At 64.8% G+C, this 12863-nt stretch carries 10 protein-coding genes and 1 tRNA gene; 10 read left to right on the forward strand and 1 reads right to left on the reverse strand.

The window, feature by feature from the left end; translation table 11 throughout:
• Positions 1–199: 199 nt before the first annotated feature.
• Both G4G28_RS07780 and G4G28_RS07785 read left to right on the forward strand, forming a co-directional pair.
• The gene (locus G4G28_RS07780) at positions 200–1249 is read left to right on the forward strand and encodes a sugar-transfer associated ATP-grasp domain-containing protein (RefSeq protein ID WP_182991511.1); all 1050 of its coding nucleotides are present in this window, start codon (positions 200–202) and stop codon (positions 1247–1249) included.
• Positions 1250–1259: 10 nt separating this feature from the next.
• A complete protein-coding gene (locus G4G28_RS07785) occupies positions 1260–1877 on the forward strand; it encodes a hypothetical protein (RefSeq protein WP_229425535.1) in 618 nt (205 codons plus the stop codon).
• Positions 1878–1937: 60 nt separating this feature from the next.
• Here G4G28_RS07785 and G4G28_RS07790 read toward each other — a convergent pair.
• A tRNA-Arg gene (locus tag G4G28_RS07790) sits at positions 1938–2012 on the reverse strand.
• 215 nt (positions 2013–2227) lie between these two features.
• Between G4G28_RS07790 and G4G28_RS07795 the strand changes: the two genes are divergently transcribed.
• From G4G28_RS07795 to epsG, 8 genes are all read left to right on the forward strand, one after another.
• Positions 2228–4150: an ATP-binding cassette domain-containing protein gene (locus G4G28_RS07795; RefSeq protein ID WP_182991512.1), complete on the forward strand. Its 1923-nt coding sequence runs from the start codon at positions 2228–2230 to the stop codon at positions 4148–4150.
• A 397-nt stretch (positions 4151–4547) separates the two neighbouring features.
• A complete protein-coding gene (epsL, locus tag G4G28_RS07800) occupies positions 4548–5744 on the forward strand; it encodes an XrtB/PEP-CTERM-associated polysaccharide biosynthesis outer membrane protein EpsL (protein ID WP_182991513.1) in 1197 nt (398 codons plus the stop codon).
• A gap of 10 nt (positions 5745–5754) precedes the next feature.
• Entirely contained in the window at positions 5755–7137 is a 1383-nt protein-coding gene (locus G4G28_RS07805; protein WP_182991514.1) for an undecaprenyl-phosphate glucose phosphotransferase, read from the forward strand.
• A gap of 444 nt (positions 7138–7581) precedes the next feature.
• Positions 7582–8556 carry a GDP-L-fucose synthase gene (locus G4G28_RS07810; RefSeq protein WP_182991515.1) on the forward strand — a complete coding sequence of 325 codons (975 nt, stop codon included), beginning with the start codon at positions 7582–7584 and terminating at the stop codon, positions 8554–8556.
• A gap of 188 nt (positions 8557–8744) precedes the next feature.
• Positions 8745–9725, forward strand: coding sequence for an EpsD family peptidyl-prolyl cis-trans isomerase (locus G4G28_RS07815; protein ID WP_229507939.1), 981 nt, complete (start codon positions 8745–8747; stop codon positions 9723–9725).
• A gap of 31 nt (positions 9726–9756) precedes the next feature.
• Positions 9757–10545: a polysaccharide export protein EpsE gene (gene epsE / locus G4G28_RS07820; protein WP_182991516.1), complete on the forward strand. Its 789-nt coding sequence runs from the start codon at positions 9757–9759 to the stop codon at positions 10543–10545.
• Between the two features lie 16 nt (positions 10546–10561).
• The gene (epsF, locus tag G4G28_RS07825; protein ID WP_182991517.1) at positions 10562–11971 is read left to right on the forward strand and encodes a chain length determinant protein EpsF; all 1410 of its coding nucleotides are present in this window, start codon (positions 10562–10564) and stop codon (positions 11969–11971) included.
• Positions 11972–11982: 11 nt separating this feature from the next.
• Positions 11983–12852 carry a chain length determinant protein tyrosine kinase EpsG gene (epsG, locus tag G4G28_RS07830; protein ID WP_308601947.1) on the forward strand — a complete coding sequence of 290 codons (870 nt, stop codon included), beginning with the start codon at positions 11983–11985 and terminating at the stop codon, positions 12850–12852.
• Positions 12853–12863: the final 11 nt, after the last annotated feature.

Genomic DNA, 12863 nt, shown 5'->3' on the forward strand with positions numbered 1-12863 from the left:
GTCGTGCAGTACCCGCCAATGCTTCTGCTTAAGTGTATAAGGGCGGCTATCAGGAAAGAATAATATATTCAAGGAAACTGAAATTTCCAGTGATCCTTGATGTAGTCGGCAGCTGTCCTGATTCAATAGACAAGTTCACGCGCGCTGCATTAGGATGCGCATCTATTCAAGATAGCAACTTCGACAATGCGAGGCTCGTGTGAAACAAAAGCTTGAAATGGCGCAACTGCGCCGACCGCCCAATCGGCTGACGGCGGAAGAATATCGGATGTACAAGCTTGACGGCATGTCATGGGAAGAGAAGGTTCAGTTTCTAGGCGTAAACTCCGGCACCGCCACCAATTCAAATAATGACCTGCGCTCCCAAGCCCTTACTCGAGATAAGTTGATCACCTACAGCATCCTGCGTCTCCATGGATTCTCATTTCCTGAAATCAAGGCCGTTGCGCATCCAACGCGGAGTTTTCCGGATGCCGTCTCTTTACGTTCGGTGCAAGAGATCGCGACATATCTGCAAACCCAGGCCGCGTTCCCGTTTTTCATGAAACCAATCGGCGGCAATGCGGGCGCCGGATCGGTCTGGGTCGACGGCTACGCCGACGGCAAGCTGCAGCTGCGCAATGGCGATACGATTCCGCTCGAGAAATATTTCGATCGTTGGCGCTCGTTCGAGGGGATCGTGCTGCAGGCGGTGGCGCGTCCGCATCCGGAAATTGCGCAACGCTTCGGCCCCAGGCTGGCGACGGCGCGGGTGGTCGTGCTCATGGGCGAAGACGGGCCGATCATCCATCGCGCGGTCCTGCGCATTCCAGCAGGCAAGAACATGATCGACAATTTCAGGCACGGGGCGTCGGGCAACCTGCTCGGTGCCATCGAGGTCGACAGCGGGCTCGTGTCGAATGTGATCGGCAAGAAGGGGAACCAGTTGGATACCATCCCGACGCATCCCGATACCGGCGAGCAGATCATCGGCTTCACGCTGCCCGATTGGGAGAAGGCCAAGGACTTGTGCGTCCAGGCGGCACCGCTGTTCCCAGGCATCATGTACCAGTCCTGGGATATCGCCTTCACGGAGGAGGGCCCACAGACCATCGAGGTCAATTCGGGCGGCGATGTCGACGTGCTCCAGCTCGCCTCCGGACGGGGCATCGCCGACGCAACCTGGTGGAAGCTGTTCCGCGAACCGAAGCCCGGCAATGTCCTGCGGCGCTGGATGGTGCGCAGCGGTCCCTGGAAGCGCCACGCCTGATGCGAGAACGATGCAGCGGCAACCATCGCAAGGGATGATCAAGGAACGGGGCATCCTGTTTTCTGGCGCGATGGTGCGCGCGCTGCTCGACGGCACCAAGAGCCAGACGCGCCGCGCGCTGCGCCCGCAGCCGGAAGGGGAATGCGCGCCCGAAATGGCGCGGAATCGCTTCGGCCTGGCCGGCGACCGGCTGTGGGTGCGCGAAACCTATTTCGCCTTCGGCCATTGGGAAACGCGGCCCAAGGCCGGGAAGGCAGGTAACGCCCGGTATTTCATCGACCAGACGCGCACGAGCGGCCAGCGCTACCGTTACGCGCTCGACGAACCCGGCGGCGCCGACCCGCTGGCCGGGCGGGTAGCGGGCGACCTGCCGCGCTGGCACCAGCGCCCGGCGCTCTTCATGCCGCGCGCCGCCAGCCGCATCCTGCTCGAGATCGTCGGCGTGCGGGTCGAGCGGCTGCGCGCGATCAGTGCGGACGATGCGCTGGCCGAAGGCATCGATCCCCAGGGCGCCGGCGGCGACCCGGTACTGGCCTATCGGAAGGTGTGGGAGCGGATCAATGGGGCCGGAAGCTGGGATGCCGACCCGTGGGTATGGGCGGTGGAATTGAGGCGGCTGGCGCCTTGAGCCGGCTCGATGCATGTCATCCCACTGAGGCGGCATCAGGAGAACGGACAAGAAATCTGGTGGTCCCCCCGACTGGAATCGAACCAGTATCCCACGCTTAGGAGGCATGTGCACTATCCATTGTGCTACGGGGAGGACGCAGGCCGCCGAGGCGGCACGGTGCGGTTCGGCGAGCGGGCCCTGCTTGAGCAGGCCGGTATCGTGAACCGAGCGCAATTATAGCCGAGGATAGGCCGATAATTGGAAGTCAGTGGAAGCGAAGGCGCCGCAATCGGTACAATAGCCGCTTCTTTCAATTTTTCGCCGCCTCGCGCCCCTTCTTGCGCGCGCGAACGGCCCGCTCACAGAATATGGCAGTCATCTCCCTTTCGTCCGCGCAACTCGCGTTCGGCCACGTCGCGCTGCTCGATCACGCGGACTTTTCCCTCGAATCCGGCGAACGGGTCGGCTTGATCGGCCGTAACGGCACCGGCAAGTCCTCGCTGCTGAAAATTATCGCCGGGCGCTTCAAGCTCGACGATGGCCTGTTGGTCATGCAGCAAGGCATCAAGATCGCCTATGTCGAGCAAGAGCCGAGCTTCGATCCGGAGTCGACCGTGTTCGATGCGGTCGCCGCCGGCATGGGCGAACTGCAAGGGATGCTGGCCGAGTACGAAGCGCTGACCGGCCAGTTCGGCCAGGGCGACGACGAGGCGCTGATGGAACGCATGCACGTGTTGCAGGTCAAGCTCGACGCCACCGACGGCTGGAACTTGAACAACAAGGTCGATACCACGCTCGACCGCCTGGGCCTGGCGCGCGACGCGAAGATGGGCACGCTCTCGGGCGGGATGCAGAAGCGCGTGGCGCTGGCGGTCGCCCTGGTGTCGGCACCGGACGTGCTGCTGCTGGACGAACCGACCAACCACCTCGATTTCAAGTCGATCCTGTGGCTGGAAGGGCTGCTGCGCGATTTCCGCGGCTCGGTCCTGTTCATCACCCACGACCGCAGCTTCCTCGACAACGTCGCCACCCGCATCATCGAACTCGACCGCGGCAAGCTGTTGTCGTTCCCGGGCAATTTCTCGACGTACCAGGAGCGCAAGCGCGAACTGCTGGCGAACGAGGAAGTCGAGAACGCCAAGTTCGACAAGTTCCTGGCCCAGGAAGAAGTCTGGATCCGCAAGGGCGTGCAGGCGCGCCGTACCCGCGACGAAGGCCGTGTCCGCCGCCTGGAGGCGCTGCGCCTGCAGCGCGCCGCGCGCCGCGATACGCAGGGGCAGATCAAGCTTGACGTCGGCACGGGCGAACGCTCCGGCAAGATCGTCGCCGAGCTGGAAAACGTGTCCAAGTCATACGGCGAAAAAGTGATCATCACCGACTTCACCGGCACGATCATGCGTGGCGACAAGGTCGGCCTGATCGGCCCGAACGGCGCGGGCAAGACGACGCTGCTGAAGATCATCCTGGGCGAGGAAACGGCCGACAGCGGCACCACGCGTCTCGGTACCAAGCTGAACGTGGCCTACTTCGACCAGATGCGCGCCCAGCTCAACGAAGAGGCGAGCCTGGCCGATACCATCTCACCGGGCAGCGACTGGGTCGAGGTCAATGGCCAGCGCAAGCACGTCATGACTTACCTGAACGACTTCCTGTTCGCGCCGGAACGTGCCCGTTCGCCGGTGAAATCGCTCTCGGGCGGCGAGCGCAACCGCCTGCTGCTGGCCCGTCTGTTCGCCAAGCCGGCGAACTGCCTGGTGCTGGACGAACCGACCAACGACCTCGACATCGATACCCTCGAACTGCTGGAAGAACTGCTCGAGGACTATACCGGCACCGTGTTCCTGGTGAGCCACGACCGAACCTTCCTCGACAATGTCGTTACGCAAGTGATCGTGGCCGAAGGGCAGGGCATGTGGCGCGAATACGTGGGCGGCTACAGCGACTGGGAGCGCGTCAAGTCGCAAGCGCCGCAGGTGGCGGCTGCGTCCGCGAAATCGGTCCCGGCGAAGAATGCCGAGCCTGCGGCGCCGGCCGCCGCGGCAGCCGCGGTGAAGAAGGTAAAGCTGAGCTACAAGGAACAGCGCGAACTGGAAGAGCTGCCCCAGCTCATCGCCTCGCTCGAGGACGAGCAGTCGGCGATTACCGCGCAGCTCAATGCGCCGGACTTCTACAAGACCAATCCGGCCGACGCGCGCCGCATCAATGCACGCTTTGCCGAGATCGACGAATTGTTGATGGACGCACTCGAACGCTGGGAGCGCATCGAAGCCCGCGCGCGCGGCGACGCCTGATCGCTTGTCGTGGCGGCGCGTCGGCCTTGCCCCGCGCGCCGCTTTATCGCCTGCGCTCCCCGGCGCAGGCGCGTCCTGCCCTGCCGGACGGCCTCATGTACGCCTCCGCGCGATGTTCCCTATCGACGTGTGCCTAGCATATTCGTCGAACCACACCTCGTAGTCGATCAAGTCCCCGGGCGGAACTGCTCGTCTTTTCGCCGGTCTCATCAGTAACTGCGCGGCGGCTTTGCGCCGTTTTTCCGCGTCCCGCGTTGCAGGACGGGAGCCAGGGCTGCGGAGTCCGCGCCGTTTGATCCAGCACAGCCCATGGACGGGAGTTTTCTTCAGTATCGTTTCACGGGCTGCCCCGACCATCGCCGACGCCGGCTTGCATTGCCTTTCGAGAGACCACGACATGTCGAGAAACCGCTCCCATCCGCTTGCACTGGTGGCTGGCCTCATCCTGTCGGCGCCGGGCTGGGCCATTCCCGGAAGCTCGCTCGACGTCTACGGCCGCGTTGGCTGGGCACATGACGACAATCTGCTGCGCATTCCGGAAAACGAGCCCGCTTTCGACAACCAGCGCGCCGATTCCTGGACTACGGCGGAGTTCGGCGCGGTGGTCGACAAAACGCTGCGCCGCCAGCGCCTGCTGGCCGTGGGCAAGCTCTCGAAAGTGAAATTCGACCATTTCCGCCAGCTCGACTACGACGGCAAGGACCTGCAAGCCTCCTGGTACTGGGAACTCGGCAAGCGTTTCTCCGGCCAGCTCGGCAGCACCTACGCCCAGACGCTTGCGCCCTATACGGATTTCCGCAGCAACGAGCGCAACCTGAGGCGGCAACGCCGCGGCTTTTTCGAAGGAGGGTGGAAGCTGCATCCGCGCTGGGAAGCGCATGCCGCGTTCTCGCGCGAGAAATTCGAGTACGAGCTGGCCGCGCAGGCCTACAACAACCGCACCGAGAAGGTCGCCGAGCTCGAAGGACGCTACCTGGCGCGCAGCGGCAGCGCCGTCGGCCTGGTGTTGCGCCGCATCGAAGGCAGGTATGCCAATCGCCGCCCCTTTGCCACGAGCCCGCTGACCGACGATTTCCACCAGGACGAGCTCAAGGCACGGGTCGAGTGGAAGGCGAGCGGCTCCACCACGCTGCAGGCGCTGGCCGGCTATGCCAGGCGTACCCAGCCATCGTTCGGTCCGGGGCGCACGAGCGGCGCAAACGGCCGCATCACGGTGCTGCATGAGCCGCGCGGCAAGTTCGCCTACCGCAGTTCCGTGTGGCGCGATTTCGCTCCGCTCGAGAGTTCCATCGTCAGCTACACCCTGAACAAGGGCGTCAGTGCCGGCGCTACCTGGAACGCGACGGCGAAGCTGCGCGTTGATGCCGACGCGGTCTACGAGCGGCGCAACTACAACCAGCGCATCGCCTTCAGCGCCCCGGATGGCCTGGACGACACGCTGCGTTCGGCTACCCTCAAGGCGAGCTGGGCGGTGCGGCGCAAGCTGAGCGTGTCCGCAGCCTATGTCCACCAGGCCCGGACCGGCTCCGCGGTACTGGGCATCGGCAACTTCAAGTCGAACACGGTCGTCCTCAACGCGAGCGCACAGTTCTGAGCATCATGCGATGACGGTCAACGACATTCCGCTCATCTCGTTCTTCCAGCGAGTGCTCGATCCCCTGATCATCATGGGGTCGCTGTACCTGTCGTCGATGGCATTCGAGGAACCGTTCTCCGGCTATTCGCTGGTGCTGATGATTCTCGCCTTCTTCATCTCCTCGGCGGTCTACCAGCACATCGACCCCTACCGCACCTGGCGCAGCGGGCGCATGTTCGCCTATGCCCGCGACACCTTGTTCGGCTGGTGCGTGACGATTGCGGTGTTGTACTTCCTCGGCTCGGCCAGCGGGCTGAAATACTATTACGACGAACGGGTGCTGCTGGCCTGGATCATCGCCACCCCGGCCACCCTGCTGGGCAGCCATATCCTCGTGCGCCGCGCCGCCGGAGCGCCCGATCGCAGCCGTGAGCTGCGCTCCGTGGTCGTGGTCGGCGCCAACGATGTCGGCGTCAAGTTCGCCGGCGTATGCGCGCGCCATCCGCACCTGTTCATGCAAGTGCATGGCTTTTTCGACGACCGCGCCAGGGTGCGCCATCCCGCCAGCCTGCGCCATCCCGTGCTCGGCGCCGTCGCGGAGTTGAGCAGCTATGTGCGGACCCATAACATCAAGCTGATTTTCATCAGCCAGCCGATCTCCGCGCAGCCGCGCATCCGCCGCCTGATCGACGAATTGCAGGACACGACGGCCTCGGTGTACTTCCTGCCCGACGTCTACGTGTTCGACCTGATGCAGGCACGCTTCGACAACGTCGGCGGCATGCCCGTCATCGCCATCTGCGAAACCCCGTTCATGGGCCTGAACGGCATGCTCAAGCGGCTCTGCGACATCGTGCTGTCCAGCGTGTTCCTGGTCTTGCTGGCGCCCCTGATGTTGACGATTGCAGGGGCTGTGAAGGCCAGTTCGCCAGGGCCGGTGATCTTCACGCAGCGCCGCTACGGCCTGTACGGAGAAGAAATCCACGTCTACAAATTCCGCTCGATGCGGGTGCTCGACGACGGCAACGAGATCGTCCAGGCCCGCCGCGACGATGGCCGCGTGACGCCCATCGGCCGCTTCCTGCGCCGCACCTCGCTCGACGAATTGCCACAGTTCGTCAACGTGCTGCAAGGTCGCATGAGCATCGTCGGACCGCGGCCCCATGCCGTCGCTCACAACGAGCAGTATCGGAAACTGATCAAGGGCTACATGTTGCGCCACAAAGTGAAACCAGGCATCACCGGCTGGGCCCAGGTCAACGGCTTGCGCGGTGAAACGGCCACGCTCGACAAGATGGAAGCACGCGTCCAGTACGACCTGGACTATTTGCGCAACTGGTCGGTATGGCTGGACCTGTGGATCATTTTGAAGACAATCCGGGTAATTTTGACGCGAGAGAACGCGTTCTGACGCAAAGCGCTTAACGCTGCCTTAAGTGCGCCGTCGCTCGCTGGCGCGCCGCTTGTCTGCGGCGCCGGGCTGCTTATGATGACCGTGGAAGCCTCGTTCCCATCGGCGTGGCAGGGCAGGGCAACCGGATCGTGTCGCGGGGCCTTGCGTGCATGGCCCGCATCCGGGAGCTGTTGTATGGGGCGGCCACTTTTGGTTCCCCAATAGTGCGCACGCGCAGTTCGATACTGGTCAAGAAGGCGGCAAGGCACGACAGGTACGCTGGCAAGGGCAGTCCGTCGCCGCGGCTCGCAGCAGTTACGGCGCAGCACCAGGCACGGCAGGCGCGAGGTACCGGCACGTCGCCCGGGCATCGCAACAAGGCAGGTCACGGCAAGCATCGCAGCCGGTCGCGGCCCCACATCATGGCATCGCTTACATCGTCGCAACCGATCGGAGTGGACCTTGAAGAATCCAGAACCCCGCATCTATGTCGCCGGCCATCGCGGCCTCGTTGGTTCCGCCATCGTACGCGCGCTGCGCGCACGCGGCCACACGAGCATCGTCACGCGCACGCACCAGGAACTCGAGCTGACCGACCAGCCGTCCGTCCGCGCCTTCTTCCGCAGCGAGCGCATCGACCATGTCTATCTGGCGGCGGCACGGGTGGGCGGCATCCACGCCAACAATACCTATCCTGCCGAATTTATTTACGACAATCTGATGGTGCAGGCGAATGTCATTCACGAGGCCTGGCGCGCCGGCGTGGATCGGCTCTTGTTCCTCGGCTCGTCCTGCATTTACCCTCGCCTGGCGGCGCAGCCGATTCGCGAGGAGTACCTGATGGAAGGTGCGCTCGAACCGACCAACGAGCCCTACGCCGTCGCCAAGATTGCCGGCATCAAGCTCTGTGAAAGCTACAACCGTCAATACGGCACCGATTTTCGCAGCGTCATGCCAACGAATCTGTACGGACCGGGCGACAACTACCATCCGCAAAACAGCCACGTGATCCCGGCCCTGGTACGGCGCTTCCACGAAGCGAAGGCGAACTGCGCGCAGGAGGTCGTCATCTGGGGCAGCGGCAAACCGATGCGCGAGTTCCTCTATGTCGACGACATGGCCATGGCCAGTCTCCATGTCATGCACCTGGCGCCGGAAACCTATGCCGCGAACACCGGTCCGATGCATTCCCATATCAATGTCGGCACCGGACAGGACGTCAGCATCGGCGAGCTGGCCCATCTCGTGGGCGAAGTGGTCGGGTTTGAAGGACGCATCGTGTTCGATGCCTCCAAGCCCGACGGCACGCCACGCAAGCTGCTCGATGTGTCGAAGTTGCGCGCACTTGGCTGGAGCGCCAGTACGCCGCTGCGCGAAGGGCTGCGCCGGGCGTATTCCGCCTTCCTTGCCGTCGAGGTAGCCGATGCGCCCGCCTGAAAGCCCCGTGCCGGTGCAGCCGCGATGCTGCCGCGCCGGATGACGCCTGCAGCGAGGCCCGTAACGCGATCTTTTTCATGACGAGGACTTATGTCGAACATCTTTCAGGAAACGGGCGCGCGCGGCGCCGCAGCCGCCGCGGTCCGAGCCGTGGGCGTGGTCGCATTGCTGTCGGCCGCGCTGGCGGGATGCAGCGGACGCTCCGCACCGACCGGTCGCCGGGACAGGCCCTTGCCAACGTCAACGGCGAAGAGATCACGGTGCTGCAGCTGAACGAGGAGATCCAGCGCGCCGGCATCCCCGCCACGCGCCAGCCCGACGCCAGCAAGCAATTGCTGCAGGCGCTGATCGACCGCGAGCTGCTCGAGCACGCGGCAACCCAGGAAAAGCTCGACCGCGATCCGAAGGTGATGGGCGCCATCGAGCGCGCCCGTTCGCTGATCGTGGCGCAAGCCTACATGCAGAAGCGGCTGGCCAATGTCGCCAAGCCGACGCCGGCCGAGGTCGAGGAGTACTACAAGGCGCATCCCGACTACTTCGACAAGCGCAAGCAGTTCAGCATGGATCAGCTCGTCATCGCGGGGAGCGACCTCACGCCCGAGGTACGCAAGGCGGCCGATAGCGCGCGTTCGCTCGAAGAGGTTGCGGTCTGGCTCGATGCGCACGGCATCAAGTACGGCCGCGCCCAGATCACGCGCAGTACCGCCGACCTGAACCCCGCGCTGGCGAAGAAGCTGCTCGCCATGCCCAAAGGCCAACTGTTCAGCGTACGCGAAGGTGAGCGCGCCATGATGCTGTCGATAGCCGAGGTACGCGAGGCGCCGGTGCCGCTCAATGTCGCCACGCCCCAGATCGCGCAGTACCTGTTGACGCGCAAGCACAAGGAAGTGGCCGCGGCCGAGGTCGACCGGCTGCGTGAGGGAGCCAGGATCGAATACCTGAACAAGGAGCTGGCACTCGATGCGAGGGCCGCGCCGGCCAGTCTTGCCAATCCGCGTGGTACGGATGCCGGCGACGCGGGACGCGCCGGCAAGGCAGTGGCACCTGCTGCCGGCACGGCGTCCGGTACCGGCCCGGCGGCAATGCCCGAGACGGCTCCGGCGCGTACCACGGGCGCAGGAACGCCGGACGCCGCGGCGGTCGATCGCGGCGTCGCCGGCCTGAAGTAATCGGCCTCAACCAAACTCTGGAGGAGCGAGCATGAAAACACTTGCACAATGGATCATGGCAGCTGTGCTGGCACTGGGCGCCGGGTTCGCCAGCGCCGCCGAAGTGCTGCTCGGACCGGGCGACGTGGTGCGCCTGTCCGTGTACGGCAGCCCCGACCTGGCGGTCGAGACGCGGGTCAGCGAGAGTGGCGCCATTACCTTTCCCTTGCTGGGCCAGGTGGCCGTCGGCGGCCTGTCCGTTGCCGCAGCCGAGAAAAAGATCGGCAACCTGTTGGAAAAGGGTGGCTACCTGAAAAAAGCCGAGGTCAACATGATTGTCACCACGCTGGCCAGCCAGCAGGTCTCGGTCCTTGGACAGGTCAACCGGCCGGGGCGCTATCCGGTGGAAGGGCGACGCAAGGTACTGGACCTGCTCGCCATGGCTGGGGGAATCGGCTCCGAGGGAGGCGACCTCATCAGTCTGGTGCGTACCCGCGACGGCAAGACCACGCGCGAGACAATCGACGTTGTCGACATGGTGCGCAAGGGTGAACTCGACAAGGACTTCGAAGTGGCCGGCGGCGACATCATCTATGTCGAGCGCGCGCCCCGTGCCTATGTCACCGGCGAAGTGCAGCGGCCCGGGGCATTTCGCATCGAGCGGGGCATGACGGTCCAGCAGGCGATTTCCGCCGGCGGCGGCCTGACCCCGCGCGGCAGCGACAACGGCATGCGCATCACCCGCCGCGATGCCGCCGGCCGTCCTTTCACGCTCGAAGCCCGCGCCAGCGATCCGGTCCAGGTCGACGATGTGATCACCGTGCGCGAAAGCTGGTTCTGAGCCGCCCGGAGTCGCCATGAACCTCTATCAATTCCTGTTGTTGCTGCGCGCACGGCGACGCCTGATCCTGTCGACCCTGCTGGTGACGGTGTTGCTGGCGCTCGGCTGGAGCCTGATCCAGAACAAGACCTACACCGCGACCGCATCGGTACTGCTCAACTATAAAGGCGTGGACCCGCTCACCGGTGTGACCACACCCGGGCAGCTGCTGCCCGGCTACATGGCGACCCAGATCGACATCATCACCAGCAAGAACGTGGCATTGCGCGTCGTCGACCGCCTGCGCCTGGCGACCAGCCCGGTCGTGATCGCGCAGTTCCAGGACGCTACCGACGGCAAGGGCAGCGTGCGCGACTGGCTGGCCGACCTGCTGCTGCGCAAGCTCGAAATCAAGCCGGCGCGCGAATCGAGCGTCGTCGAAATCAGCTTCAAGGGCGCCGATCCGGCCTTCGCCGCCGCGGTCGCGAACGCGTTCGCCGAGGAATACCAGAACGCCTCCGTGCAGCTCAAGACCGAGCCGATGAAAAAGGCGGCGTCCTATTTCAATGAGCAGACGAAACAGCTGCGCGACAACGTCGAGACGGCCCAGGCGCGCCTGTCGAAATACCAGCAGGAGAAGGGCATCGTCAGCCTCGACAACAATCGTGTCGACATCGAGCTGGCGCGCCTGAACGACTTGTCCTCGCAGCTCGTGGCGGCGCAGGCGGCAGCGCTCGAGGCTACCTCGCGCGAACGCATGGCGGGGGGCAATGCCGTACACTCGCCGGATGTGGCCAACAATCCCCTGGTGCAGAATCTGCGCGTAGCACTCGCGTCGGCTGAAGCCAAACTGGCGGAAGGCGCTGCCCGCTACGGCAGCAACCACCCGCAGTACCGTGCTGCGCGCGCCGAAGTCGACAAGATGCGCGCAGACCTGAATGCCGCGCTCGGTACGGTGTCGAAGAGCGTCGGCGGCAATGCGCAGGTGTTGCGCCAGCGCGAGGAGGAATTGCGTGCCGCCCTGGCGGCCCAGAAGACCCGGGTGCTCGAGCTGAACCGCACTCGCGACGAACTCGGCGTCCTGCTGAAGGACCTCGACAGCGCGCAGCGCGCCTTCGATGCGGCCAGCGGGCGCTTCTCCCAGACCCGGATCGAAGCCCAGGCCGAGCAGTCCGATATCGCGGTGCTGAACCCGGCGGTCGCGCCGGCCGAACCCTCAGGCCCGCGGGTCCTGCTCAACACCCTGGTGGCAATTCTGCTGGGCAGCATCCTTGGCGTGGGCCTGGCCTTGCTGCTGGAATTGCTGCAACGGCCCGTGCGGTCCGGTGCCGACGTGCACGACCTGCTGGGTATCCCTGTGTTGGGCACCATCGAGTGGCAGGCGCCGCGCCCGCGTAGCGGCCTGCGCGCGTTGATGGCACCGCGGCGCCTGTTGCGCCTGAACTGAAGGAAGCTGCGATGAACTCACCCATCCTCTCACCGCTGCCAGCCGATACTGCGGACTCGCGCATGGGCATGCTGCTGCTCGAAGCGGGCAAGCTAACGCTGGACAACGCCGAGCGCGTGCTGCGCATGCAGAAGGATCTCGGCATCCGCTATGGCGAAGCCGCGGTGCGCCTTGGCCTGGTCAGCGAGGACGACATTCGCCAGGCGTTGGCGCGGCAGTTCGGCTATGACTACGTGCAGCCGGGGCAGGGCGCTCTGTCGGCGCGCCTGGTGGCCGCCTACGAGCCTTTTTCGCCTCAGGTAGAAGCCCTGCGCGAGATTCGCAGCCAGTTGATGTTGCGCTGGTTTGCGCGCGGCCGCCGGGCACTGGCCGTGGTCGGCGCCGACCCCGAGGACGGAGCGGCATTGTTCGCCGCCAATCTCGCAGTCGTCCTGTCCCAGCTCGGCGAGCAGACCCTGCTCGTGGACGCGAACCTGCGCAGTCCGCGCCAACAGGAGGTGTTCGGACTCAAGCCACGCCAGGGCTTGTCCGACCTGCTCGTGGGACGCACCGACCTCGACGCAATCGTGCGTGTCCCGGGGTTTGCCGACCTGTCGGTCCTGCCGGCCGGTACCTTGCCCCCCAATCCCCAGGAACTGCTGAGCCGTGAGGCATTTCGCACGCTGCACACGCTGCTGGAAAACCGCTACGACGTCCTCCTGTACGACCTGGCGCCCTTCGGCTACGGCGCCGACGCACTCGCCGTGGCCGCGCGCGCGGGCGGGTGCTGCTGGCCGCGCGCAAGGATCATACCCGTGTCGCCGATGTCGCGCGGATGGCCGAGCAGCTGGTCGAGGCCGGGGCCGAGGTCGTCGGCGCCGTCGTCATGGAGTTCTGAATGACGAGCCAGGCC

It is taken from the genome of Massilia sp. Dwa41.01b, assembly GCF_014171775.1.
In the GTDB taxonomy this organism is placed as follows: domain Bacteria; phylum Pseudomonadota; class Gammaproteobacteria; order Burkholderiales; family Burkholderiaceae_D; genus Telluria.